Annotated in this window: 20 protein-coding genes and 1 other RNA gene; 7 read left to right on the top strand and 14 right to left on the bottom strand. The window is 73.0% G+C overall.

Annotated features, from left to right (window positions below):
* The first annotated feature begins 97 nt into the window (after positions 1–97).
* From WMF44_RS41140 to WMF44_RS41130, 3 genes are all read left to right on the top strand, one after another.
* A complete protein-coding gene (locus tag WMF44_RS41140) occupies positions 98–1570 on the top strand; it encodes an MlaD family protein (RefSeq protein ID WP_437295511.1) in 1473 nt (490 codons plus the stop codon).
* A 65-nt stretch (positions 1571–1635) separates the two neighbouring features.
* Positions 1636–3306, top strand: a complete 1671-nt coding sequence (locus WMF44_RS41135) for a multiheme c-type cytochrome (RefSeq protein ID WP_437295510.1) — start codon at positions 1636–1638, stop codon at positions 3304–3306.
* 106 nt (positions 3307–3412) lie between these two features.
* Positions 3413–4330 carry an alpha/beta fold hydrolase gene (locus WMF44_RS41130; protein WP_437295509.1) on the top strand — a complete coding sequence of 306 codons (918 nt, stop codon included), beginning with the start codon at positions 3413–3415 and terminating at the stop codon, positions 4328–4330.
* 178 nt (positions 4331–4508) lie between these two features.
* On the opposite strand, the gene WMF44_RS41125 is transcribed toward WMF44_RS41130, so the two are convergent.
* The 3 genes from WMF44_RS41125 to WMF44_RS41115 form a co-directional block, all read right to left on the bottom strand.
* The gene (locus WMF44_RS41125; RefSeq protein ID WP_437295508.1) at positions 4509–6530 is read right to left on the bottom strand and encodes a hypothetical protein; all 2022 of its coding nucleotides are present in this window, start codon (positions 6528–6530) and stop codon (positions 4509–4511) included.
* Between the two features lie 134 nt (positions 6531–6664).
* Positions 6665–7270 (bottom strand): hypothetical protein, encoded by a 606-nt coding sequence (locus tag WMF44_RS41120; RefSeq protein WP_437295507.1) that lies wholly within the window; start codon positions 7268–7270, stop codon positions 6665–6667.
* A gap of 82 nt (positions 7271–7352) precedes the next feature.
* Entirely contained in the window at positions 7353–8966 is a 1614-nt protein-coding gene (locus tag WMF44_RS41115; RefSeq protein ID WP_437295506.1) for an AMP-binding protein, read from the bottom strand.
* A 62-nt stretch (positions 8967–9028) separates the two neighbouring features.
* Between WMF44_RS41115 and WMF44_RS41110 the strand changes: the two genes are divergently transcribed.
* Together WMF44_RS41110 and WMF44_RS41105 are read left to right on the top strand one after the other, a co-directional pair.
* A complete protein-coding gene (locus tag WMF44_RS41110) occupies positions 9029–9808 on the top strand; it encodes an ExbD/TolR family protein (protein WP_437295505.1) in 780 nt (259 codons plus the stop codon).
* A gap of 753 nt (positions 9809–10561) precedes the next feature.
* Positions 10562–11584, top strand: a complete 1023-nt coding sequence (locus tag WMF44_RS41105; protein WP_437295504.1) for a hypothetical protein — start codon at positions 10562–10564, stop codon at positions 11582–11584.
* Between the two features lie 3 nt (positions 11585–11587).
* Here the strand turns inward: WMF44_RS41105 and WMF44_RS41100 are convergent, their stop codons facing one another.
* The 10 genes from WMF44_RS41100 to WMF44_RS41055 form a co-directional block, all read right to left on the bottom strand.
* Positions 11588–12160, bottom strand: a complete 573-nt coding sequence (locus WMF44_RS41100) for a DUF2085 domain-containing protein (protein ID WP_437295503.1) — start codon at positions 12158–12160, stop codon at positions 11588–11590.
* Position 12161: 1 nt separating this feature from the next.
* Complete coding sequence (locus WMF44_RS41095) at positions 12162–13223, bottom strand: uracil-DNA glycosylase family protein (RefSeq protein WP_437295502.1); 1062 nt, start codon at positions 13221–13223, stop codon at positions 12162–12164.
* A gap of 10 nt (positions 13224–13233) precedes the next feature.
* Entirely contained in the window at positions 13234–14193 is a 960-nt protein-coding gene (gene trxB, locus WMF44_RS41090) for a thioredoxin-disulfide reductase (RefSeq protein WP_437295501.1), read from the bottom strand.
* A gap of 156 nt (positions 14194–14349) precedes the next feature.
* Positions 14350–15933, bottom strand: a complete 1584-nt coding sequence (locus tag WMF44_RS41085) for an OmpP1/FadL family transporter (RefSeq protein WP_437295500.1) — start codon at positions 15931–15933, stop codon at positions 14350–14352.
* Between the two features lie 42 nt (positions 15934–15975).
* Positions 15976–17742 carry an MXAN_5187 family protein gene (locus WMF44_RS41080; RefSeq protein WP_437295499.1) on the bottom strand — a complete coding sequence of 589 codons (1767 nt, stop codon included), beginning with the start codon at positions 17740–17742 and terminating at the stop codon, positions 15976–15978.
* A gap of 3 nt (positions 17743–17745) precedes the next feature.
* Entirely contained in the window at positions 17746–18588 is an 843-nt protein-coding gene (locus WMF44_RS41075) for a hypothetical protein (protein WP_437295498.1), read from the bottom strand.
* Positions 18589–18853: 265 nt separating this feature from the next.
* A non-coding RNA gene (gene ssrS / locus WMF44_RS41070) (6S RNA) lies at positions 18854–19046 on the bottom strand.
* Between the two features lie 138 nt (positions 19047–19184).
* Positions 19185–20045, bottom strand: coding sequence for an inositol monophosphatase family protein (locus WMF44_RS41065; protein WP_437295497.1), 861 nt, complete (start codon positions 20043–20045; stop codon positions 19185–19187).
* Entirely contained in the window at positions 20042–21529 is a 1488-nt protein-coding gene (locus tag WMF44_RS41060) for a UDP-N-acetylmuramate--L-alanine ligase (RefSeq protein ID WP_437295496.1), read from the bottom strand. The genes WMF44_RS41065 and WMF44_RS41060 overlap by 4 nt, the downstream gene beginning before the upstream one ends.
* Positions 21530–21795: 266 nt before the next feature.
* Positions 21796–22428: a ComEA family DNA-binding protein gene (locus WMF44_RS41055; RefSeq protein ID WP_437295495.1), complete on the bottom strand. Its 633-nt coding sequence runs from the start codon at positions 22426–22428 to the stop codon at positions 21796–21798.
* Positions 22429–22779: 351 nt separating this feature from the next.
* Here WMF44_RS41055 and WMF44_RS41050 point away from each other — a divergent pair, with 351 nt between their 5' ends.
* Positions 22780–23880: a DUF362 domain-containing protein gene (locus WMF44_RS41050; protein WP_437295494.1), complete on the top strand. Its 1101-nt coding sequence runs from the start codon at positions 22780–22782 to the stop codon at positions 23878–23880.
* Positions 23881–24000: 120 nt separating this feature from the next.
* The gene (locus WMF44_RS41045) at positions 24001–24699 is read left to right on the top strand and encodes a hypothetical protein (RefSeq protein ID WP_437295493.1); all 699 of its coding nucleotides are present in this window, start codon (positions 24001–24003) and stop codon (positions 24697–24699) included.
* Positions 24700–24768: 69 nt separating this feature from the next.
* On the opposite strand, the gene WMF44_RS41040 is transcribed toward WMF44_RS41045, so the two are convergent.
* Positions 24769–25980, bottom strand: coding sequence for a serine/threonine-protein kinase (locus WMF44_RS41040; RefSeq protein WP_437295492.1), 1212 nt, complete (start codon positions 25978–25980; stop codon positions 24769–24771).
* Positions 25981–26010: the final 30 nt, after the last annotated feature.

Genomic DNA, 26010 nt, shown 5'->3' with positions numbered 1-26010 from the left:
GCTAGCAGGTTTCCCGCCCCGGCGCTCGTTCCCCCGCGCCGCCGCGAAAGCCGCGCGGTCCCGCGGGCGGCTCGTGCTACCGTGGCCGTCGCGCAGCATGGCTGAGGTCTCCAAGGCCGCGAAGGTCGGCGTGATGACGATCGTGCTCGCGGGCGCGGCCTACGGCGGGTACCGCTTCGTCTCGCGCGACATCGGCGGCGGCAGCGGCTACCGCGTCTGGGCCACGCTGCCCGACGCGATCGGCGTATCGCCGCAGTCGCGGGTGATGATCTCGGGCATCCAGGTCGGCGTCGTCGACAAGATCTCGCTCTACAACGGCCAGGCGCGCATCGACATCAAGATGAGCCCCGACGTCCCGCTCTACGAGGACGCGGCCATCGGCAAGCGCGCGACGAGCCTCATCGGCGAGTCGTTCGTCGTGCTCTCGCCCGGCACCGAGGGCAAGCCGCGCATCCCCGACGAGGGGAGGGTCCTCTATTACATCGATGAGCCGACGATCCAGTCGATGCAGGGGCAGGTCTCCGAGATCCTGAAGGATGTCAAGGCCGTCACCGAGACGCTGAAGAACACCGTCGGCTCCGAGGGCGGGCAGGAGCGGCTCGCGCAGATCCTCGAGAACCTCGCCGAGGTCACCGAGCAGATGAACGCGACCGTGCGCGAGAACCGCGCGGGCGTCACGGAGACCATCAACAACATCAACCAGATCACCGGCGACTCGGGCCCGCGCCTGCGGGAGATCCTGCGCAACGTCGAGCAGGTGAGCCGCGACATCCGCATGATGACGGCCGCGGCCGAGGTGCCCGGCCGGAACGGGCAGCCCGGGGAGCTCCGGAGCGCCGCGGAGCGCGTGGGCCGCGCGACCGAGAGCCTCGAGTCGGCGCTGAAGCACGTCGACAGCGTCGCCGCGCGCGTCGACCGCGGGGAGGGGACGCTCGGCCGCATCACCCGGGACGAGACGCTGATCAACGAGGTCGAGACGGTCGTCGAGAACGTCGGCGAGCTCGTCGGCGGGCTCAGCCGGTTCCAGACGGTGGTCGGGCTGCGGACCGACTACAACTTCCTCGCGAACACCATCAAGAGCTACGTCGAGCTCAGGCTCCAGCCGACGGAGGACAAGTACTACGTCGTCGAGCTGGTGAACGACCCGCGCGGCAAGACGGACTTCCAGCAGATCGACGTCGACACGACCAACCCGAACGAGCCCGCGCACTACCGCGAGGTCCGCACGATCACGACGAACGCCTTCCGGTTCTCGTTCCAGTTCGCGAAGCGGCTCGGCCCCTTCACGGGCCGGTTCGGCATCAAGGAGTCGACGGGCGGCCTCGGCCTCGATCTCCACCTGCTCGACGATCGGTTCGAGCTCCGCCAGGACCTCTTCGGCTTCGGCGAGGAGCTGTCGCCGCGCTGGCGCGTCGCGCTCGCGTACGAGTTCATCCGGAAGCTGTGGCTGCTCGGCGGGATGGACGACATCCTGAACGCCGATCGCCGGGATTACTTCATCGGCCTGCAGCTCCGGTTCAACGACGCGGACGTGAAGACGGTCCTGCCCTTCGCGCCGTCGGGCTTCTGATCGCGCCCCCGCCCTCTCGGCGCGGCCCCGGAGGTGCGCCCGGGCCCCTGTGCTATAGCGCGAGCATGAAGCGCTCGCTTCTTCGCGGAGTGTGTCGCGGATACGCGCTCTTGATCCCCTTCGCCGCGATCTCCGCGGCGGCCTTCGCTTCGGCCTGTCAGGGGTGCAAGCTCCCCGCGACGGCCGCCGTGAGCGCGGACGCGGACGTGGACGCGAACGCGAGCAAGCCGACGGTGCGGCTCTACGTGCTCAGCACCGTCGCCGGCGCGCTGGAGCCGTGCGGCTGCACGAAGGATCAGCTGGGAGGCATCGACCACCTCGCCGCCTTGATCGAGGCCCAGCGCGGCGAGGCCCCGGATCGGCTCGTGGTCGGCGCGGGGCCGATGCTCTTCACGGACCCCGAGGTGAAGCCCGAGCGCTCCTCGCAGGACGCGTGGAAGGCCGAGGCGATGGCGCTGGCGGCGAAGGAGATCGGGCTGACGGCGTGGGCGCCTGGCGAGAACGACTGGGCGCTCGGCGCGGAGGCGCTCGGCAAGTACCAGGAGCAGTCCGGGGCGGCGCTGCTCGGCAAGAACCTCGAGGGCGCGAAGGGCGTCCAGGGCGTCGTCGTGCGCGACGTCTCCGGCGTGAAGGTGGGCCTCATCGGCGTGAGCGACCCGAAGGGCCGCGCCGGCGCCTACCCCGAGGGCGTCAAGGCCGGCCCGGCGATCGACGCGATGAAGGCGGGCGTCGAGGAGGCGAAGAAGCAGGGCGCGAGCGTCTTCGTGGGGCTCGCGGCGCTGCCCAGGGGCGAGGCGCTGCGGCTCGCGGACAGCGTGCCGGAGCTGCACGTGCTGGTGCTCGGCAAGCCGAGCGAGCGCGGCGACGGCAACGACGGCCCGAAGCCGCCGGAGATCATCGGGTCGACGCTGGTCGTGGAGACGCCGAACCACCTCCAGTCGGTGGCGGTCGTGGATCTCTTCGTTCGAGGCGGCGGCGGCGGCCCGCTCGTGTTCGCCGACGCGGGCGGCGTCGCGAAGGCCGGGGAGCTCATCAGCCTGTCGGAGCGCATCCGGGAGCTCGAGATCCGCCTCAACGGCTGGGAGGGCGACAAGCGGGTGGCGGCGAAGGACATCGAGGCGCGGAAGGCGGATCTCGAGAAGCTCCGGGCCGAGAAGGCGCAGCTCGAGGCGGCGGAGACGAAGGTGACCGGCAGCTTCTTCCGCTACAGCTCGGTCGAGGTGCGCGAGAAGCTCGGGGCCGACAAGGACGTCGCCGGGCAGCTCCTCGCCTATTACAAGCGGGTCAACGACCACAACAAGCAGGCCTTCGCGGATCGCGTCCCCGAGAAGCCGGCGAAGGGCGAGGCCAGCTACATCGGCATCGACGCCTGCACGAACTGCCACGACGAGGAGCGCAAGGTCTTCGACGGCACCGCGCACGCGCGGGCCTACGCCACGCTGCAGCAGGATTTCAAGGAGTTCAACCTGGACTGCGTGAGCTGTCACGTGACCGGGTACGGCAAGCCGGGCGGCTCCACGGTGACGCACAACGCGTCGCTGCAGAACGTGCAGTGCGAGGAGTGCCACGGCCCCGGCTCGCTGCACGCGAAGGATCCCGAGAAGAAGGGGCTCATCGTGCTGTCGCCCCCGCCCCAGAGCTGCGTCTCGCAGTGCCACCACCCGCCGCACGTGGAGGGCTTCGACCCCGTGGCGAAGATGCAGCTCATCCTCGGCCCCGGGCACGGCAGGGACTGAAGGAGGGGGCGCGGCGGCGGCCCTCTCCCGCTGGTTCTTCTGGTTCGGGGCTGCTTCTGGGCTGCGGCATTCCCGCGCCGTTTCGATCGCGCTACGGAATGCGCCTGTGACGAACGTCCACGCCGTCGTCTCCCGCCTGGGCCCGGTCGAGAGCGCGATCCTAGCGGAGCTCACCGCGGGCGCGCCGCCGTTCGCTGTGCACCGCCGCGCCGCGCTGAGCTCGACGCTCCGCTACCTGGAGGGCGGCGGCGGCTCGCCGGTGGTCCTCCTGCACGGCCGCGGGAACGCCGCGACGACGTGGTTCCCGCTGCTCCCCGAGCTCGCGCGGCGCCACCGCGTCGTCGCGGTGGATCTCCCCGGCTTCGGTCACGCGTCGTCTCCGCCCTTCGAGGGCGGGGGCTTCGAGGAAGGCCTCCGCTTCTTCGCCGATCCCGTGGAGGAGCTCCTCCACGAGCTGGATCTCGGCGGCGCCGCCCTCGTCGGCCACTCCCTCGGCGCGCTTGTCGCGGCGGAGATCGCGCTCCGCAGGCGCGCGCGCCCGCGGAAGCTCGTGCTCATCGGCGCGATGGGGGTCGGTCCCGTCATGACCGCGTGGAGCCGCGCCTATTTCCGCGCCCCGCCGGAGCGCCTCGTGCGGGTGCTCGGCCCCGCGCTCTTCCGCCGCCTCCGTCCGCCGCGGCCCACCCCGCTCGGCGAGCGTCTGGCCGCCTTGCACGGCGAGCTTTACGCCGTGCCGGACGGCCGGGTCGCGCCCGTCGCCGCGTTCAACGCGCTGTTCCCCGCCCTCGGCGCCGTTCCCCATCGTCTCCCGCGGCTCGGCGAGATCGACGCGGAGACGCTGGTGCTCTGGGGCGAGCGCGACGACGTGTTCCCGGCGCCGATCGGCATCGCCGCGGCCGCGGCGATCCCCCGCGCCACGCTGCACATGGTGCCGCTCGGGCACGCGCCCCACCTGGAGGATCCGGCGCTCGTCCTCCCGGCGCTCACCGCGTTTCTTTCGGCCGGTGCAGCGCCCTCCCTGTAGCCCTCCTGCGTCTCATGACACGGCCGTGCCCTCCAGGAGGGGCCGGTGGGGCGTCCGGGAACCGGGAATCGCCGTCCAGGAACCAGGGAGCGCCGTCCAGGAACCGGGCAAGCGCCGTCCAGGAACGGGGAATCGCCGTCCAGGAACGCCAGCGCGCCCCTGTCGAGCCCAGGGCCGCTCAGTGCACGCCGCCGACGAGCCACGCCTGCGCCGGGACGAGCACCTCTTCGGGCGAGCCTCCGCCCTGCGACGCCGGGCCGGTCGCGCTGCCGTCTCCCATCGGCGTCATGCGGAACCCGTGGTCGCCGAACACGAGCAGCAGCGTCCGCGGCGGCAGGCTGGCCATGAACCGCGCGATCACGTCGGCGACCTCCTCCGCGATGGCCTCGATCCGCTCGGCGAACGGCGGCCCGGCGGCGCGCAGGCGCGCCTCCACGAGGTCGAGCTTCATCAGCTCGCGCGACCCGACCCGCTCGCGCCGCAGCGTCGCCACCGCGCGCCCGCGGGCGATGGCGGGCTCCGCCTCGCTCGGGGGCATCGTCTCGCGGAGCCCGTCCGGCCCTCGGGCGAGCAGCGAGATCTGCGCCGTCGTCGTCGGCGGCAGCGCCGCCCAGAGGAGCGATCGCTCCACCAGGATGGCCCGATCCACGAGGATCTCCTTCAGGTGCGCGGCGACCCGCTCGCCGAGGTCGAAGCGCATCGCGTCCACGAGCAGGAGCTTCACCCCGCGCGCCCCGTTGAGCCGGGCGATGCGGGCGGCGATGTCCGGGGCGTCGAACACCATGGGCGGCCGCTTGCCGGTCACGCGCAGCGCCGAGAACGCCTCCCGGTAGCTGTGCTCGAAGCTGTTCCTCCAGCTGTCGACAACGCCGCGCACGGCGGCGTCCGTCTCGCCGGCGAGCGTCGCGCCGAGCAGCGGCGTGTAGTGGGTCGCGAACAGCTGCTCGATGACCCGGACCGGCTTCGGGCCGCGGGCGTTGTCGAGCTCGACGGCGAGCGCGCGCCACTCCGCCGCGCTGAGGACCCGGTCGCGCGGCGCCTTCCGCTCCCGCCGCGCCTGCGGGGGCGCGTCGGCGTCCGCGTGGGCTCCGTCAGCGTTCGGCGCGTTCGGCGCGGCCGGCACGGCCTCGTGCGCCCCTCGCGGCGGCCTGAGCGTCATCGCTGCGCCGCGCTCCTCGTGCGGCGCCCCTGGCTCGGCGGCCGGCGCGCCCGGCTCGGCGCTGGCGGGCGCCGTCGCGGCCGTCTCGTCCGTGGCCGGCGGCGTGCTCGCGCCCGGCGTCCGCGCCGCGACGGCGCTTCTCCCGGCGACGGCCGCCGGCGCGTCCGTGCGGCGGATCCTCGAGGAGCGGGGGGGCAGCACGCCGCGCAGCCGCCCGTCCGTCCGCCCTTCGGCGGAGACGGGCGACGCCGGCGCTCCGTGCGTCTCGGGGGCCGTCGGCCTGGCCTCGAGCGCCTCGACCGGGGCCGTCGGCCTGGCCTCGAGCGCCTCGACCGGGGCTGTCGCTCCGGCCTGGAGCGCCTCGTCCACGGCTGTCGGCCCCGCCGGGAGCGCCTCGACCGGGGCTCTCGCTCCGGCGCTCGGCTGCGCCGGCCCGACGGGGCGCTCCTCCCCGCGCGCCGCGAGGCTCCGCGCCTGCCCGCGCGGGGACATGGAGGAGACGGCGCCGTACCCGTCGCGCGTGCTCCTCTCGACGAGGTCCGCGAGGGGCACCGGCGCGAGCACCTGCGCGGACCTGTCGTCTTCGTCGAAGACGAGGGCGACGGGCGCCTCGCGCGCCGCGCCGAGCCAGGCGAGGAGCGTCGCGCTGTCGTCCGGGTGGAGCGCGCGCGGCGAGGCCGAGCGCCCGCCCGCGAGGCGCGGAAGGGCGACGGCGAGGCCCGAAGCGCCGAGCGCCCTGGCCCGGAAGATCTGGTCGGCGATCGCCACCTCGACCGGCGCGCCTTCCTGGACCCGCGGCGGCAGCGCGCCGCGCAGGGCCAGCGCGAGCTCGACGGCCTCCTCGATCGTCGCGCGGAGCTGCCCGTCGGGCGCCGCCGGGGCGCTCGCCCAGAGGAAGCGCTGCGACCTGAGCTCGCGCTCGGAGTCGGCGCCCTGCTCGCTCGGGGCGAAGCGGGCCGTGCCGCACGGGGGCGCAGGGGGGGACGTCGGTCGGCCCTCCTCGGAGGCGGAGTCGAGGCGGGAGACAGGATCGAGGCGCATCGCGCGGGACCCTCGCAGAGCTCGCGGAAATGGGCCAAGTTTCGGCGAGCGAGCCAGTGCGCGCGACCGACGGCCGCGCCGGCCGTGGCATCCACGGGCCTCTCGCGAGGCCGCCGCGGGTCTCGGATGGGGGCCTAGCGGGACTCGCGCGCTGTCTCGGCCATGAGGGCGAGCAGCGAGCAGGCGATGGCGAACCGGGCGTCGATTCGCCCCTGGTTCATCGACAGGTCGAGCGTGAACTCCTTCACGAACCACCGGAACACCTGCTTCACCTTCGCGACCTCCTGCTGGTGGAGCTCGATGTGCCACTTCCCGATGAGGAGCGGGAACATGCGGCGGAGCAGCGCGGCGCCGTCCTCCTGCATCAGCCCGACCGGCTGATCCGCGGGGTCGAGGATGTCCCAGGTGTCGCGGACGATCGATTTGAGCCCGCGCGAGCGGATGGTGCCGACGCGCTCGCCGGTGCGCGCGTCGAGGACGTCGAGGCACCGGTTGAGGGCGATGACCTGCCGCGAGCGGATCGTGAGCAGCGGCTGCGACTCCGACTCGTCCGCGAAGAGGGTGAACTCCTCACGCAGCTTGAGCAGCGGGTGCTTGACGAAGCAGACGAGGGAGCCGTCGGGCGCATAGACGTGGAACTTGCGGCCGAGCAGCGACCAGAAAGGCCGCTTGATCGTGTACGTGGGGTGCGAGAACGGCTGAACCGCGAGGCCGCCGTACGCGGCTTGGGCTTGGACCATGGGGCTGGCAGGCTGCATTGGCGTCGAGTAGGCCGGAGCCGAGCGCGTCGGTCAAGCAGCGACGACCGCGCGTCTCGCGCGTCTACCGCGCGAGAGGGCCGCGCTCCTCCACGGCAATGCCCGCTGCGATGGTCTTCACCAGCTCTGGTTTGACGACCTTGCCCATCGCGTTGCGCGGCAGGGCCCGCACGACGATCGACTCGCGTGGGACCTTGTAGGGCGCGAGGCGCTCCTTCGCCCAGGCGCGGAGCGGCCCGGTGGCGCACTCCGCCTCTCGCCCGGGCGCGGCGACGACGACCGCGACGACGCGCTCTCCCCACGCCTCGTCAGGGACGCCGATCACCGCGACCTCGGCGATCGCGCCGTGCTCCCGCAGCGCCTCTTCGATCTCGAGGGCGGACAGCTTGTATCCGCCGCTCTTGAGGATATCGACCGAGGTCCGCCCGAGGAGCCGGAAGCGCCCGTCGCTGGAGCGCTCGGCGACGTCGCCGGTGCGGAACCAGCCGTCCTGGAAGGCCGCGGCGGTGGCGTCCTCGCGCCCGAGGTACCCCTTGAAGACGCTGGGCCCGCGGATCCAGAGCTCGCCTCGCGCGACCGCGGCGTCGCCCGGCGCTGGCGGGTCGCCCGGCGGCCGTTCACCCGCCGCCCACGCGTTGCCCGCGTCGTCCGTGATGCGGGCCTCGACGGTCGGCAGCGGGAAGCCGACCCAGCCTGCCCGCCGCGCGCCTGGATCGAGCGGGTTGCTCATGCCGACGCCGATCTCGGTCATCCCGAAGCGCTCGAGCGGGATCGTGCCGGTGAGATCGCGCCAGCGCTCGGCGAGCGTCACCGGCAGCGCCGCGGAGCCGCTCGTCGCGAGCCGCAGGGCCTGCGCCCCCGCGGCGAAGCCGGGCGCGCCGCCCCGGTCGACGTGCTCGAACAGCCGCTGGTACATGGTCGGCACCGCCATGAACGACGTCACCGAGCGGCGCGCGATCTCGGCGGCGACGCGCTGGGCGTCGAAGCGCGGCAGCATCCTCGTCGCGCCGCCCGCGAGCAGCGACGTCATGAGCGCGATGACGACGCCGTGGAGGTGGTGCAGCGGCAGCGCGTGCAGCAAGAGGTCGTGATCCGAGAAGCCCCAGGCCGCGCGCAGGAGCTCCGCCTGCACCGCCAGGTTGCGGTGCGTGAGCAGCGCCCCCTTCGGCTTGCCGGTCGTGCCGCTCGTGTAGAGCAGGAGCGCCGGATCGTCCGCGGCGATGTCGGAGATCGCCGCGTCTCGCCCGGGCGCGGCGCGCTCGAGGTCCTCCACGAGGAGCACGGCGCGGCCCTGCGCGATCGGGGCGGCCACGGCGGCGAGCTCGCCGTCGGTGATGATCCGCCGCACGCCGGCGTCGCTCGCGAGCCACTCGAGCTCTGCCGGCGGATAGAGCGCCGACAGCGGCAGCGCGATCCCCCCGGCGAGGAGGGCGCCGAGGAAGGCCGAGACCCACGCCGCGCCGGGCGACACGAGCAGCAGGATGCGCTCCCCCTCGAGGGAGCTCGGGCTCTCGGCCTCACCCGCGCCGCGCCGCGAGCCGCCGGCGAGCAGCGCGCCGCGGACGCGCAGGGCTCGCTCCAGGAGCGTCGCGAAGGTGATCTGCCCGCGCTCGTCCTCGACGGCGGTTCGGGCGGACGAGCCGAGCTGCGCGAGCCGTTCGACGAGCGGAGAAGCCATCGCGCGAACTCTCGCACAGCGGAGGTGCGCGGAGCCAGGCCGGTTGGTTACACTGCCGCGTCATGAGAGCTTCCTGCCTCCTTGTCAGCGCCTCGCCGCGCCTCGCGCTCGCCGCCGGCCTGCTCCTGGCCGCGGCGGCGTGCGAGAGCGCGCCGAAGCCCGCCGAGCCTGGCGCGGCCGCCACGGCAGCCCCGAGCGCCGAGGCGCCCGTCGCGCCGCCGAAGCCGAAGGGCATGCCCGAGCTGCTCGTCGACTCCATGGGCCCCTACATCGGCGGCCAGCGCGTGGATCTGGCGCACAAGGATGGGCCCGAGAAGCTGACGAAGGTGATCCGCGAGCTGCCGATCGAGGGCAAGCCCGTGACGCTGCTGGCCGACAAGAGGGCGAAGCCGAGCGCCGTCGCCGCCGTCGTGACCGAGCTCGGCGCGGCCGGCGCGCCGAAGGTCGTCATCAAGACCGACGGGCGAGACGACCTCCCGAAGGAGATCACGGTGGTCCCCGAGGGGCGCGCGTCGAAGCCGCCCTCCTGCGCCGTCAGCACGATGGTGCTGAAGGATCTCGCGACGGCGATCTGGCCGTTCGGCGGCGGCATGGGCAAGAAGCAGCGCAAGGGGCTCGCCGGCCCGGATCTGTCGAACACCGGCGAGCAGCTCACGAAGGACATCGCCGCGTGCAGCGCGACGGTGGCCTTCTTCTCGGCGGACGACGAGGTGCCCTGGGAGATGGCGCACAACCTGGCGGGCACGGTCATGGCTTCCGACGCGAAGAAGAAGCTCGACACGCTCGTCCTGCTCCGCGCGGCCCCGGTCGCGGGGCGGCCGGTGCAGCTCGGTGGAGGCTGACGTGCGCGGCGCCGGGGGGCTCCCTCACCTGGATGGGCGTGCCTTCGGGGCGCACCGGCCGCAGGGGGCAGCGGGTGCGCTCGGTGCGCATTTTTGCGGAGGGGCTGTCGAACGCGGTGGGGTGAGATCGCGTGTGTGCTCGTTCGAGCGCGGGTAGGGTTGGCTGGGGTGACCGCGGCACGATCCGGCACACGCGATGGCGCTGCGAAGGCACGGAAATGCACGGGCGAGCGCTCGCCGTTGGGGTCGGCCTGGATCATGAATAGGGCGAGTCGCCGGTCCCCTGCGCCATCGGGGGCGTGACAATCACGGGAGGATGGTTCGGACATGTCGAAGCGACTTCTTGGATCGGCCCGCGCGAACAGGGGCCGAAGTCTCCGTCCCCGGGCCTCCCAGCCGCGGGTGTCGGCGGCGTCTGAGGGGCCGGCCGTCGCGACAAGGGACTCCGCGAGGCCGGTCGCGAGCGGCTCGGACGTCGTCGCCGAGGTAGCTGGGTGTTCCGCCGCTCCCGCGCTGGCAGCCAGCGCCGTGGACGACGCTCCCGCTGTGTCGCCGGCTCTCGAGGCGCCCGCCGCGCCGATCGTCGCGGAGGCGGCTACGGCTGCGCCGGTCGTTGCGGCTGCGCCGGTCGTTGCGGCTGCACCGGTCGTTGCGGCTGCGCCGGTCGTTGCGGCTGCGCCGGTCGTTGCGGCTGCGCCGGTCGTTGCGGCTGCACCGGTCGTTGCGGCTGCGCCGGTCGTTGCGGCTGCGCCCGTGGCCACGCTCGCGCCGGCGTCCGAGGCGTTCGCCGCGCAGCGCGCCGTTCCAGGCGACACGGACGGCGCGGACCCTGACAAGGCGCTGGAGCACGACCCGTTGATCATGGCTCCACAAGCCGGCGCCCTGAGCCAGCCGGGTGCCCTTGCGTCGCCGCCCGGTGAGCTGGCGTCCGACGAGGATGCGCTCGATCTCATCGACCCTTCGTCGCCCACGGCGGCGTTCTTTCGGCGCGAGGAGGAAGAGTCGTTCCCGCCGCTCGCCGAGGTGGCCAGCGGCCCCGACGATCACGCTGATGAGCGCCTCGTCGTGGTTCATCAGCTGTCGCCCGAGACCCTCGCCCGGCGGGCGCGCCTTCGTCGGATCGTCGCGGCGGTCGCGGGGCTCGCCGGGGTGATCTCCGTGGCGGTCGTCACCAAGGCGGTGTTCTCGAGCAAGCCGTCCTCACCTGCGCCGGTCGCGATGGCCGCGCCGCCTCCGAAGCCAGCGCCCGCCGAGACGAAGCTCTTGGCCGCGGCGGGCGCTCCCTCTCCGGCACGGGCGAAGACGCCTGCGCAAACCGAATCGGCGCTGAAGGAGTCCTCTGCAAAAGGGGCCGGCGCCGTTCCCGATCCGGTGAAGGCGGCGGCCGACGCGGAGAAGGCCGAGGCAGAGAAGGCCGCGGCGGAGAAGGCTGAGGCGGAGAAGGCCGCGGCGGAGAAGGCCGCGGCGGAGAAGGCCGCGGCGGAGAAGGCTGAGGCAGAGAAGGCCGCGGCGCCGGCGGCCAGCGCCGAGGACGCGGGCAAGCTGAAGAAGGAGGCGCTGAGCTTCCTCAACCGCGGCAGGTACAAGGACGCGATCGAGGCATCCCGCGCGGCCATCGCGGCCGATCCGAGCGACGCGCTCCCCTATCTCTACCTGGGCTCGGCGCTCCAGGACACGGGCAAGTGGAAGGACGGCCTCGCCGCGTACAGCGATTGCGTTCGCAATGCCACGAAGGGCCCTGTCCACGAGTGCAGGGCCATGGGCGGCCGCAAGTAGCACCTAGAGCGGGCGGCGTGCGATCTTCGCGAGGAACGCCGCGGCCGCGGCATAACCGAAGGCCACGCCCGTGGCGAGGCGGCTCGCATGCCAGACGGGGCGCAGCCCGAGGTCCTGGGTCGCCACGTCGACCGCCATCAGCGCGGCGAGGGCGATGAGGATCGGGCGCCACGCCGCCATCGCCAGCCGAGGGCGCGCGATCGCGGCGCCCGCCGCGATCCCGGCGAAGATGCCAGCGCAGCGACTGCAGAGCGGCATGACGACGCCGTCGAGCGCGAGGGATCGCTCGGGCATCCGGTGGCACATCGGCGCGAAGACACGATCGAGCGCTGCGCCGAGCTCTCCGAGCGGCGCGCGGCTCCGCGCGAGGGGGAGGCACCAGGGCAGGGCGCCGAGGAGGACCAGCGCGCAGCGCACGATCGACAGCAGCGAGGGCCGCTCGGCCGGGCTCGGTTCGCCGGGCGCGTGCGGCTCGGCGCCTGCGCCGACAGCGGCGAGCGCGTGCGGCTCGGCGCCTGCGCGGACGGCGGGTACCTGAGCCGCTGGCTGCCCGCGCCCGGAAGCGCACGCGGCCACCTCAGCCTCTGTCGGGCGCGCTCTTGCCGAGGTGGCGCATCACCTCTTTCAGGTCGCTCCAGACCTCTCGCTTCGCGCTCGGCTGGCGGAGCAGGTAGGCCGGGTGGAACGTGGGCATGATCGGGATCGAGCCCTTGTAGAGCTTCCACGTGCCGCGGAGCTTCGTGATCCCCTCGCTCGTGCCGATGAGCCCCTGCACCGCGGTGGCGCCGAGCGCCACGATCACCTTCGGCTTGATCAGCGCGAGCTGAGCCGTGAGGTACGGGCTGCATGCCGCCATCTCGGCCGGCTCTGGCTTCCGGTTCTTCGGCGGCCGGCACTTCACGATGTTGCAGATGTAGACCTCGTCGCGGTGGTACCCCATCGCCGCGATCATCTTGTCGAGCAGCTGCCCCGCCGCGCCGACGAACGGCTGCCCCTGCAGGTCCTCTTCCGCCCCTGGCCCCTCGCCGACGAACACGACCTCGGAGCTCGGATCGCCGCGCGAGAACACGGTGTGGGTGCGGCCCTCGTGGAGCGGACACTTCTGGCAGGTGCGGACCTCCTCCGCGAGGAGCGAGAGCCGCGCCGCGCGCTCCTCCTTCGTGTCCGGCAGCGCTGCGCTCGCGCGTACGGCCGTCTCCGCGCGCTGTGCCGGTGCGGCGCTCACGGCAGGCCGGGGCGACGGCTCGGGACCTCGCTGCGCCTGCGTCGGCGACCACGCGCCCTGCGACTCGAAGCCGCCGCGCTGCTCCGGCCGCGGGGAAACGCCCGCGGCGCTCACGCGCTGCTCCGGATGCGGCAGGGAGGCGCTCGCGGCGCCACCGCGCGGCGGCGGCGGCGAGAACGCCGCGCCGCTGCCCCCTCGCGCCACCGGCGGTGAGGGCGCATCCTGCCCGGAGAAGCCGCGCTCCGGCCGCCGAAGCGCCGGCGTAGCGCCCTCCGACGAAGCCGCGCCCAGCGCCTCGTGGAGCGCTGCAGGGTGGCCCGGCATTCCGTCCGCGCCGGTCATTGCGTGCCATTCCAGGAACGCCCGGACCGAGGCGGTCAGATCGGCGAGCTCTTCGCGCAGCGCTTCGACCATGGTCGTCCTCTCAGTGGCCGCCCTGCTGCGCGAGCCAGCGCTCCGCGTCGAGGGCCGCCATGCAGCCCGTGCCAGCGGCCGTGACGGCCTGGCGGTAGTTCCAGTCCTGCACGTCGCCCGCGGCGAAGACGCCCGGGATGTTGGTGCGCGTCGAGCCCGGCACCGTCTTCAGGTAGCCGTTCGGGTGCGTGTCGAGCTGCCCGACGAAGAGATCGGTCATCGGCGTGTGGCCGATCGCGACGAACATCGCCGCCGCCGGCACGAGGTGGCTGTCGCCCGTCTTCGTGCTCTTCACGCGGACGCCCGTCACCGTGTCGGCCTTCACGTCGAGCACCTCCTCCACCACGTGGCTGTAGAGGATCTTGATCTTCGGGTTCTCGACCACGCGCTGGATCATCGCCTTCGACGCCCGGAACTCGTCGCGGCGGTGCACCAGCGTGACGCTGCTGCAGAGCCCGGACAGGTAGGTGGCCTCCTCCATCGCCGTGTCGCCGCCGCCGACGACCACGACGTCCTGGCCGCGGAAGAGCGCGCCGTCGCAGACGGCGCAGGCGCTGACGCCCTTGTTCTTGAGCTTGTCCTCGCTCTCGAGGCCGAGGTAGTTGGCGCGCGCGCCCGTCGCGATCACCACCGCCTTCGCCAGGTAGAGCGTGTCCTCCACCCACACCTTGAAGGGGTGGCCCGTCAGCTCGACCTTGGTCACGTCCGCCGTCACGATCTCCGTGCCCTGATGGGCGGCCTGATCGCGAAAGCGCTGCATCAGCTCCTGGCCGGTGATCTTCTCGGGGAAGCCGGGGTAGTTCTCGACGTCGGTCGTGAACATGAGCTGGCCCCCCGGGATCAGGCCGCCGGCGCTGAAGCCCTCGATGAGGAGCGGCTTCAGGTTGGCGCGCGCCGCGTAGATGGCAGCGGTGAGCCCGGCGGGGCCGGAGCCGATGATGACCAGGTTGCGGACGTTCGATTCACTCATGGTGGAGGCATCTTATAGGCGCGACCGCCTTCCGCGTCGACCGCCCCGGCGGTCCGGCGCGCCTCCGCTGCGTTGCGCGTGCTGCGCTCCGCGCGTCCTGCGCTCCGCTCCACTACGCCGGAGGCACGCCGGAGACACGCCCGAGCAGCCGCCCGCTCAGAAGCGCATGGTTCCGCTCAGACCGAACTCGTCCAGGCTGCTCTCGAAGCGGCCGCCGTTGACGCTCTGGATGCTGCGGTAGCCGCTCAGCGCAGCGCCGGAGACGGCCTTGAGGCGCCCGTTTCCGCCGTTGTCCAGCGCACCGAAGGACGTGTGCTGAAACGCGGCTGAAATGTCGACCGGGCCGACGCGCGCGGTCACGCCGGCCCCGACGCCGATCCGGTAGCCGAGGTGGAAGTCGAGGTTCAGATCGGCGTCGTCCTGCCCCTTGTTCTCGAAGAAGCCGCCGGCGCGCAGCGCGAGGAGGCTCGGGAGCACGACGAAATCGCCGCCGAGCCGGACTCCCAGGACGTCTCGCCAGCGGTGCGGGACGTCGGCGTTGGGCGGCACCGTGCCCACGCTCGTGCCGCGCACGGGGATGCCCTCGCGGAACCGGACCTCGATCGCGTCGACCGCGCTGTTGTTCGCCCAGGTGAAGTCGAGCTCCACGTCGAAGAGGTCATCCGCCATCGGGTCGCGGACGCGGGGCTCGGCGGCGGAGGCGCGGCGCGCGCTCGCCGCGCGCCGCGCGCCGGCGCCGGCGCCGGCGCGGGGCATGTGGTACCGGAGGCCGAGCTTCGCCTCCATGGGGATCCGCATCGTGAGATCGCCGGCGCCCTGCTCCTCGGTGACGTTGCACTCCGGCGCCTCGCCCCTGCACGGCGCCTCGTCCTTCGCCCCTGCCGGCGTCCAGTAGCGGGACTCGATGGTGAGATCGGTCTTCGCGCGCACGGCGTCCTGCCACTTGAACCATGCGCCCAGGTCGAGGTGAGCCGCCGCCGCCCAGCGCGCGCCGAGGACGAAGCCCGGGACGAAGAGGTCGGTCGCCTCCGCGCGCGTGCGCAGATCGCCGTGCGCCTTGAAGTCGTCGCCCCCTTCGCCCGAGAGCGCCTCGCTGAAGTTGACGAAATCGATCGTCGCCGTGCCCCAGATGAAGCCGGCGCCGAGCGAGACCCCCTCCGCGGGGGTGAAGCCGACCGAGAGCGTCGGCATCAACATCAGGGCGTCGAGCGACGTGAGCAGGTACCGCTGGGGCGACGGCTGCGTCATGTCGCCGAAGCTCGGGTGCGTGTACCGGAGCGACTCGGGCCATGCCCGCTCGCCGACGCCGTGCGGGCCGAGCACCGCGACGCCAAGGGCGAGCGCGTCGCTCACGCGCAGGGTCGCCGCGAGCTGCGGGTTCGGGAACAGGCCGCCCTCGGCGCACACCTCGGGGTCGGGGCCCCCGTCGCTGCCGGGCGCCGGGATCGCCGTCGTGGCGCTCGGCGGGACGGGGCGGCCGCCGGGGCCGAGCCTCGTGAAGCACTGGGCCAGCTGGATGAAGTGGACGCCGCCGTGGGCGCCGCTCCGCTGCGAGGCGAGCCCCGCCGGGTTGAAGTAGGCGGCGAGCGGATCGTCCGCCCGCGCGATCCACGCCCCGCCGCGGCCGAGCTGGAGCACCCCGATGTCGGGCGAGTCGAGCCCCGACGACGCGCGCGCGGCGCCGGCGGCCACCATCGCAGCGAACGCGGCGCCCGCGGCGCCGGCAGATCCTCGTCTCATGACCCCCCGTCCCGGCCGCGCGGCGATCCCCGCCGCTCGGCCTCACTTCACCGGAGACGCCTTCAGCGCCGCCTTGCCGTCCTTCACGTAGACCGTGAAGCGAACACGCGAGCAGTTGTGGCGAGCCACGAGCGCGTCCTTGTTGCGCTGCAGGGTCCCCTTGAACTTCTCGAAGGTGAGCGCGTTCGTGGGCTCCCCGCACTGCTGCTTGACCGACAGGAACTCCTCGTAGACGGCGTTCCACTCGGTGAGCTCGTCCGGATCTCCCGCGCCGTCCTGCGGCGCGGCCGGCGCGGCCGGCGCGCTCATCGGCTCGGGGAGCGGGTTCGGCGCGGCGGGCGCCCCCGGCGCCCTGGGCGGCGGCGGCGGCGGCGGGCGCCGCGGCGGCGGGCGCCCGGGAGCGCCCGCGGGCTCGAGGGCGGAGATCGCCATCCCCGCCGCGTCCGAGACCTCCTCGATCGCCTCGACAGGCTCCACGGAGTCGCGGGCCGGCGGCGGGCCGCTGAGCGGGTGCGAGCCGGGCCGCCGCGTGGGGCCGCGCGGGCTCACCATGGGCTTCGGGTACGAGGGGCGCGAGTCGGGGCGCGGCTCGCCGGGGCCGAGCGGCACCGAGAACGCGCTCATCGCCGGCTGCGTCGGGATCGGGCCGAGCACCTGCTCGAGGTCGGCGGCCTTCCGGGGCGCGCCGCCCTTCGCGGCCACCTTCTCGACGCCGTCGTTGATGTCGGCCGCGATCTTCCTGTAGGCGCCGCGGAAGCGGCTCGGCGCCAGCACGTCGACCTCGCCCTTGGAGAAGCGCGTCGCCTCGCCGCGGAAGACATGGAGCGGCCGCGTGTGCTCCAGGAACGAGAGCACCAGCCCGATCGCGGCCATGGCGAGGACGCCGACCAGGATCAGCGCCGTGGGCACCTCGCTCTTGTCGTCGTTGTTCGCCTTGTCGAGGAAGTTGAGCGGCGAGTCGACCGACGCCGCGAGGCGGCCGACCGCGTAGCCGGCGCCGAGCTCCCACGCCTCGCCGGGCAGCCGCGCGTAGACCACGCCGAGGTGCTGGCCGATGACGCGGACCTCCGAGCGCCCCTTCTCGATGTAGTCCTTGTTGTCGTCGAGCAGCTTCAGATCCTGCGTGATCTGGTCGAGGTTCGCCTTGTCGAACCCCTCGGGCGCGCCGGAGGCGACGCGCGCCCCCTCGGCGTAGAAGCCGACGGCGGCGCCGGTGCGCTTCGTGACGGCGCGGGCGAAGGTGTCGTCGATGATCTTGGCGCCGATCACGGCGCCGACCGGCTCGCCGTTGACGTCCTGCTCGACGGGGCGCGCCACGACGCGGAGGATGCGGCCCTTCCAGACCCACGCGTCATCGCGGATCCAGCCGTGGAGGGCGTCGGCGACCAGCGGGTAGCCGCCGAGCTCCCAGTCCTCGCGGTGCTCGAAGTCCACCGACGCCACCACCCGCCCCGCCGCGTCGACGGCCCACACGTGATCGAACTTGAGCTCCGGGGGCACCTCCGCGGCCGCGGTGCGCAGCGCGGTGCGGGCCTTCTCGCGCACCTCGGCGCCGGGCTTGGCCTCGGCCGACGACTTGGCGAGCGCGGTCCGCAGGGCCGGGTTCAACGCGACCCGGATGAGCGCGCTCGAGCGCTTCCGGGCGTCGTCGTTGAGGAACCACTCGACAGCGCTGGAGTCGGCGCTGAGCGCCTCGCTCATCGCGCGGTGGCTCGAGCGGTTGTAGAGCTGCGCGGCGACGAAGAGGACGAAGACCGCGGCGCCGAGCGCGAGCGCCAGCACCCCGTACCAGAAACGCGACAGCAGCATGGCCTACTTTCCAGCCTCCGCGCTCGGTCCGCCGGCCTGACCCACGACGACCGGCTCCCTGATGAACTGCTCGTCCGGCCCGGGCTTCACGATCGCCTCGATGGCCTTCCCGACCGGCTCGCCGTTGAAGTAGCCCTGCAGCGTGTACGTGCCGGCCTCGATCTCCATGGCGAAGTTGCCCTGACGATCCGGGTAGGCGACGGCCACCGCCCTCGGCTCGACGACGATCCACGACCGGACGCTCGGGGCGAGCTGGTCGCGGAGCTCGTACTTGCCGGGGCCTGGCGGTGTCCAGGCGCGGGTCTTGGCCGCGGCGATCTCGACCGGCTGGAGCCCTTTGTTGCCGACGTCGTAGATCTTGTGCGGGAACGGGTCCTGGTTCTCGAACTGGATCTGCTGGCCCTCGGCGACGACGATCGTCACCGGGGAGGTGCGGCCGCCCGCGATGACGATCGAGCGCGGCGTCTTCTGCGGCGCGCCCTTCTCGCCGAGCGCGGCGATGCACAGCTCCTTCGGCGCGTAGCCGAAGAGCGCGCGGACATCGGCGCGGACGGTCGGGGACGGCTCGCGGAAGGTGTACCGGTTCGCCTTCGGGTCCTTGGCCTCGTTCCAGACCGGGTTCAGGAGCTTGGGCATGCCCGTGGCCCGGCCCTTGATCGTCACCGCCGCCAGGGCGGCCCCGGGCACGGTGAGGATCGCGAGCGTCAAGGCCAGGCGCCGGACGAAGCGCGAGCTGCCGGGGAGGCGGCGCGCGAGGAGGCTTGACGACCCAAACCGCGCTGCGCCGACGAGCGGGCGCTGCTCGTCGTGCTGCGCACCTGCAGATCGAGGGGATCTCGTATCCATCGCAGGCCCGAAGCTACCGGAAGGGGGATGAGAACGGAAACAAAAGCCGGGCCGTGCGCCGCGTGCCCCGCCTGCGCCGCCCTGCGGGCTCCCCGTTCCTCGTGCGGTGTGCTTGGCCTTGTCCGGTGCCGCGAGCGCCGCGGCGCTCGCGGCACCGGACAAGGCGGGGGTAGCCCCGCCGTCAGGTGATGCCGCGGTGCGCCGGGCGCATGTCGAGGGCATCAAAAAACTGCGGGCCGCTTGGACGGCCCGCAGGGGAGAGATGTTCCGTACCGCCGAGGACGTGGGCCGAAGGACTTGAACCCCTAGCATAGCTGCTAGGTGGGAGCCTAAGTACCGCTTCAGGCTTCCCGGTGAATGGTTCCGGGCCTAGCTCACCACGGTATCGTTGCTGGCTCCCTGGTTCTTGCTTACTCGGGATTCAATTGTCCAGCGCCTCACGAAGTCGGCAGAGGGAACAACCATAGGATAGTTCACTGGGCGGTTCCGTCAACAGCTCTTCCGCACGTTTTCCGTACGTTCTCGTGTTTTGCTCATGTTGCTCATGGTTTGATGGTCGCGTTCGTTTGACGGTCGCGTTCGCTGGTCGCCGGCGCCTAGCAGGTCGGCGAGCCCGGGTGAGAGAACAGCGCGACGATGGAGGCATGGACGAGGCCGTTCGACGCCACGATGTTGCCTGTGTGGTAGTTCGGTGGACCGCCGTCGAGCGCGGTGATGACGCCGCCCGCGCCGCGTACGATCGCGCTTCCGGCGGCGACGTCCCATGCATGCAGCCGGCGCTCCCAGTACGCATCGTAGGTTCCGTCCGCGACCATGCAGAGATCGATGGCCGCGCTGCCGCAACGACGCACGGCCTGCGCATTGCGCTTGACGGTCATGAAGGCGTCGAAGTTGTTGTCCGGCGCCCTGTCGCGGATCGGCGGGAAGCCGGTCGCCACCATCGCGCGCTCCAGCGACGCCGTGGCGCTGACCGCGCATCGCTCGCCGTTGCGGCGCGCCTCTCCGTCGATCACCGGCGCGCGAACGGCGCCGCGCGGCCGGAAGCCCGTCCAGCGGAGCCCGAGCGCGGGCGCGACGACGGCGCCGGCGACGGGCACGTCGTCCTCCATCAGGCCGACGGACACGCACCAGAACGGATGGCCGTGGACGAAGTTCGTCGTGCCGTCGAGCGGATCCAGGTACCAGACGAGCCCGCCGCGCGGCTCCGCGCGGCGGGCGGCGCTCTGCTCCTCACCGACGACGGCGACGCCGGGCGTGAGCGCGTCGAGCCGCGCGACGAGCAGGTCCTCGCTCGCCCGGTCGAACTCGGTCACGAGATCGCGCGGCCCCTTCTCCTCCACGCGCAGGCCGCGCGGCCCTGCCCGGAACCCGGCCAGGACGAGCGCCGCCGCCTCCTCGGCGACGCGCAGCGCGATCCCGGAGAGCTCGAGCAGCTCGGCGGATCCGCGCGCGCTCATCGCGCCCCCGCCGACAGCGCGCCGCGGAGCTTCTCGTAGATGCCGCCGAACGCCCCGTTGGACAGGAGCGCGATCGTGTCGCCCTCCCGCGCGTCGCGCGCGATGGCGGCGACGATCGCGTCCACCGAGGCCGCCGCCTCCGCGCGCTTGCCCCCGCGCTCGATGTCGCGCACCAGCCTGTCGAGATCGAGCCGCTCGCCGGCGGCGATGTCCGGCCGCCCGAGCGGCGCCAGCACGACGCGGTCGGCCGCCTCGAACGCGCGCGCGTAAGGCTCCTGGTGGAGGGCGCGGCACGCGGTCGCGCTGCGCGGCTCGAACACCGCCCACAGCGCGCCTGCCGGGTGCCTGGACCGGAGCGCGCGCAGCGTCTCGTCCACCGCGGTCGGGTGGTGCGCGAAGTCGTCGTAGACGCGGACCCCGCGCGCCTCGAAGAGGAGGTCCTGCCGGCGCCGGACGCCCGCGAAGCCGGCGAGCGCCGTGGTCGCGGTCGAGAGCGGCACGCCGAAGCCCTGCGCCGCGGCCGCGATCGCGGCGATGGCGTTGCGCACGTTGTGGTGCCCCGGCATCTGCAGGGCGAAGCGCCCGGCCAGGACGCCGCCGGCGTACAGATCGAACGACTGGCCGCTCTCGCCGGCCTCCGCGGGCGCGGCGAGCCAGTGCGGCGGCCGCCCGTGCGTGTCGTCGCCCTCGAGCGCGAACCACGCGACCTCTGCGCGCGCCGATCGCGACACGAGCTCGACGACCCGCGGATCGTGCGCGGCCGCCACGACGAGCCCGGTCTCCGGGATCCGCTCGACGAACCCGCGGAACGCCGCCTCGTAGGACGCGGCGTCGGGGTAGATGTCGATGTGATCGTGCTCCATCGACGTGACGACGCCCACCTCGGGCTGGTAGTGCCAGAACTTCGGCGTCTTCTCGAAGAAGGCGGTGTCGTACTCGTCGCCTTCGACGACGAACGGCGTCCTGCGGCGCCCGGCGCCCGCCTCGCCGAGCAGCGGCAGGCCGCGGCGGTCGCTCGCCGAGGAGGCGCTCCGGGGCAGGCGGAAGCTCGCCTCGAAGTTCTTCGGCAGGCCGCCGATGAGGAAGCCAGGGTCCCTGCCCGCCTCGTGGAGGATCCACGCGCACATCGAGCTCGTCGTCGTCTTGCCGTGTGTGCCGGCCACGACGAGCGGGGAGCGGCCGGCGAGCATGTGATCCGCGAGCGCGTGCGCCATCGTGGTCACCCGCATGCCTCCGTCGATCGCGGCGCGGGCCTCGGGGTTCGTCGGGCGGCAGACGTTGCCGATCACGACGAGATCGGGCCGGGGGTCGAGGTGCGCGGGATCGAACCCGGTCAGGAGCCGGACGCCCCACCGCTCGAGGGCCGGCCCCATCGGCGGGTAGAACGAGACGTCGGAGCCCGAGACGTCGTGCCCCGCGGCCTTGAAGAGCCCCGCCAGCGCACCCATGCCGGTGCCCGCGACGGCGACGAAGTGGACGTGCATCGCGGCGCAGTGTGCCCGAGCGCCCCGGGGGGGCAAGGGGGCATCCGCGCGAGAGCTCGCCAGACCGCGCCGATCCCAGCGAGTCGCCGCGCGCCGCGTCCGCGATGTCTGGCGTCGCGCGCGCGATCTCGTCGCGGGGATACCGAAGAGAACGAGCGCGCCTCGACTCGACATCTCACGCGCGGCGCGTTGACCGGTCCTGGCAGACTCCCTGTCTGGACGGCTCGACCGAGGCGGCGAGCTGGCGCTGCGGCTCGCGTCCAGCGTCAAGGCGGATCGACGAGCACGAGCGGCCTCAGCCGCTTCAGCGACCGCCGGCCCAGCCCCTTGACCCGGAGCAGGTCATCGACCTTCCGGAAGCGCTTGAGCTTGGCTCGCAGCGCCAGGATCGCGGCCGCCTTCGCCGGGCCGACGCCGGGGAGGCGCCGGAGGTCCGCCTCGGTCGCGAGGTTCAGCACGACCTTTCCGTCTGCGGTCACGCCGCCGCCCGCGGGCGCGCCCGTCCCGCCATCGCTGGGCGGCGGCGGCTCTACCGCTGCAGCCCCCGCGTCGGCGCCGGGCTCGGAGGTGGCCTGGGGCGGCGGGCTTCCGGCCTGCGGCGGCGGGCTTCCGGCGGAGCCGAGCGGCGCTGGATCGCCGGCGACCATCGCCAGCTCCGCGGTCGGGTCTGTCGGGCGGGCCGGGGTTGCCGGGAGCAGGCTCAGCGCGTGCCCGGAGCCCACGAGCGCCAGCGCGAAGAACCCCGCAATGTAGGCCGCGACCTTGCCGCCCAGCGCGGTCCAGGCCGAGTCCCTCAGCGCCGCCAGCGCCCGCTCTCGCCACGGGCGAATCACCTCGTCGTCCTGCGCCGCATCGGCCGGCCCGGCGGGCGAGCCTGTCCCCTTCGATGTCGCTTGCATCGTGCCGCGTCTCCTTCCGGTCTTCCGGTCTTCCGGTCTCGTGCCAGGGACGTCGCCCTCCGCGCACCCGCGCGCGGCGTTCGTCTCCTCGGCGTCGCCGCCACCGCCAAGCGAGCGGCGTGCCGGCGCGCGTTTGCCTGGAAACCCGAGCAAATCCCGGGTGGGAGGCGCTCCGGGGCCTGGCGCCGCCATGGCGGAGGCGCGCGGCGCGGCCGGCGCGGCGCGGTCGACCGCGCCGCCGGGCGACCGAGCGCCGTGTCTCGAGCGAGAAGCTCGGCTACCATCAGCGCCCCGGGCGCCCCGCGACCGGCGGCATCCACCACCGCCGCGAGGCGCTCACCACGAGGTCTTATGCCCCACGATCCCCGTCGCTTCGTTGATCCCGGCCCCGCGGGGCGCTCGCGCCGAGGCTTCCTTGGCGGGCTCGTCGCCGGCGCCGCGGGCGCCGCGCTCCTCGGCCCGCGCGCGGCGTTCGCGGAGGCGCCCCTGAGCCTCGCGGCCTCGCCGCCCCCCGGCTTCACGCCGCTCTCCATTCCGGGGAAGATCGTGAAGGTCACGAAGTCGAACTCGATGCAGCCGAACGGCCTCTGGCCCGACGCGTCCGCGGCGAAGGTGATGCTCGAGCGGGCGATGGCCGAGCTCACCGGGAAGGCCGACCTCGGGGCCGCCTTCGCGCGGTTCGTCCACAAGGACGACCGCGTGGCGATCAAGACCAACGGGATCGCCGGCCAGAAGGGGGCGACCATGGCCACCAACAAGGAGCTCGTGCTCGAGATCGTGCGCGGGGTGATCGCGGCCGGCGTCCCCGCGGAGAACGTGGAGATCTTCGAGCAGTACCCGTCCTTCCTCGCCGGCACCCGCTGCGCCGACCGCAGCGCCAAGCCGGCGGCCGAGTTCCCGGCCGGGATCCGCGCCGCGGTTCACGAGAACAAGGACGCCGTGATGCCGAGCATCTCGGTCTGCGGCATCCCCACCAAGTTCGTGCGCCCGTTCACCCAGGCGACGGCGGTGATCAACGTCTCGCTGATCAAGGACCACTCGATCTGCGGCTATACCGGCTGCCTCAAGAACATCACCCACGGCGCGACCATCAACCCGCACTCCTTCCACGAGCACACCGCGAGCCCGCAGATCGCGGAGCTCTACGGGCAGGACGTCGTGAAGAGCCGTGTCCGCCTGCACATCACGGACGGCTTCAAGCTCATCTACGACCAGGGCCCGCTCGACAAGAACCCGAAGCGGCGCGTCCTCCACGAGTCGGTCTACGCCACGACCGATCCGGTCGCGATGGACGTGATCGGCTGGGGCGTCGTCGAGACGTGGCGCAAGGAGAACGGGCTGCCCACGCTGAAAGAGGCGAGCCGTGAACCTTCGTACATCCGCATCGCGGGCGAGCTCGGTCTTGGCGTCTTCGACAAGAATAAAATCGCGATGCGCGAGGTCGGATTGTAGCGGCGCCGCGGGATCCGCCCGCGTGACCGCCGCCGATGAGGCCGCTCGCCGAGGCTCGTGTTGCTCATGTGCTGCTCCAGGTCGACTGCGCGCTCGTCCACACGCCGGAGGGCCGCGCCGGTGGTCCCGGTCCTCGCGTCCCTCGCGCTCGTCGCCTGCAGCAGCACCCCCCCGACGAGGCCGCCGGGGTTGCCTCCGACGCCGGCGTCGGTCACCCGCGAGAACCCGGGGGGCGACGCGGCGGACCCCGAGCGGGCCGCGCTGGAGCGGCTGCTGGCCGAGCCGTGGGGGAGGCGGCAGGACCGGTTCAAGACGCTCGACGTACCCCTGGTCGACTGGAAGAGCTGGCGCAGGGTGCGGATCTTGACCTACCCGACGCGCGCGACCTTCCGGTACGGCGACGAGCACTACGCCGCCCTGTCGGTCGTCTACACGACCACCGCGGGGCCGAGCGACCCCGACAGCTGCCTCGACGAGTTCTGGGCGAAGAACGCGCCGCTCGCCGACGGTTATGGCGTGCGGCTCGGGGAGGCGCAGATCATCCGCACGACGCAGGAGATCGACGGTGAGGTGCGGCCGCTCGTGTTCAAGGTCCTCCAGGGCAGCGTCGACTCGGTGCTCGCGAGCGACGAGTACGTCGGCGCGATCGCCGTCTACGAGTCGTGGCCGGGGACATGCCTCGTGGCCGCGATGGCCGTGAAGTCGACCGAGCACCCCGAGCTCGCGCGCCGGGTGCGCGACCGCTGGATCGACGAGGGCGCCCCGAAGCTCAAGTGGACGTCCGGCGTCACCGACGCGCCCACGACCAGCGCGCGGTAACGGCGCCGCCGCGCCCTGGCGATGGCCGGCGATACGAGCGTCAGGGCGGCGTCGCGACGCCCCGCGAGATCACGGTCCTCCGGCCGCCGGGCTCTCCGCGGCCTCGAGCGACCACGGCGCGCCCTGAGCCACGCTGTGGCAAACGACGCCAGCGGCCGCGATGAGCAGGCCGACGGCGACCATCCAGGGGACCCGCAGCGGCGGCAGGACGCGGCTGTCCAGCACGACCTCGCTGTGCCGGTCGCACGAGGCGGAGGCGGGCTCGACGGCCGCGTCCGTCGCCGCGGGGCTGCCGAGGTCGTTCGCCGGCGCCGCCAGCATGGCGGCCATGGTCGTCTGATCATCCACCGCGCAGCGGAGCGGGGCCGCGACCGCGCCTACCGCGCTCCGCTTCACGATGGCGCTCCGCTCGGACGGCGGCGGGGCGGGGATCGCGCGCAGCGACTCCGACGACGGCGGGGAGGCTGGCACCTGCACGATCGCGGAGAACGCTTCCATCATCTCCTTGCCCGACTGGAACCGCGCCTCGGGATCGAACTCGAACGTCCGGGCGAAGAACGCGTCGATCCCGGGCGGGAGCTCCGGCGCGAGCTTGGACGCCTTCGGGAACGACGTCTGGCAGATGTGCCTGACCAGCTCATTGATGTTGGCGCCCGCGAAGGGACACTGGCCGGTGATCGCGCGGTAGAGGATCACCGCCATCGACCAGAGATCGCTCCTGTAATCGACCTGCCTGGGCGCCATGGTCTGCTCGGGGCTCATGTACCTGGGCGTCCCGAGGACCATGCCTGTCTTCGTGATCCGATCGCGCGAGCAGGACGACTTCGCGACGCCGAAATCGACGACCTTGACCAGATCGTCGCCCGCCGAAGAGGTGATGAAGATGTTCCCCGGCTTCAGATCCCGGTGGATCACCCCCGCGGCGTGGATCGCGTCGAGGGCCTTGCCGAGCTGCGTGAACAAGGCCGTCGCCTGCGCGAGCGGGATCCGCTCCTCGCGCTCGAGGCGGCGATTCAGGTCCTCTCCCTCGAGGTACTCCATGACGATGAACGCGCAGCCGCGATCGACGCCGTAATCGTAGGTCTCGACGACATAGGGGCTCCGGACGCGCGCGGACGCGCGGGCCTCGCGCTCGAAGCGGGCGACGAGCTCCGGCTCCGTCGCCGCGAAGCTCCGGATGAACTTGATGACGACCCGCCGCCTGAGCTTGATATCGAAGCCCAGCCACAGATCACCCATCCCACCGCCTCCGAGCCTGCGCTCGAGACGGTACTTGTCCATGACGGCACGACCTTCAGCAGTCTCCTTCAT

The organism is Sorangium sp. So ce426 (genome assembly GCF_051475585.1).
Taxonomy (GTDB): domain Bacteria; phylum Myxococcota_A; class Polyangia; order Polyangiales; family Polyangiaceae; genus Sorangium; species Sorangium cellulosum_B.
The sequence above is the reverse complement of the archived record's forward strand: the minus strand, read 5'-3'. Positions and strand labels throughout refer to the sequence as shown.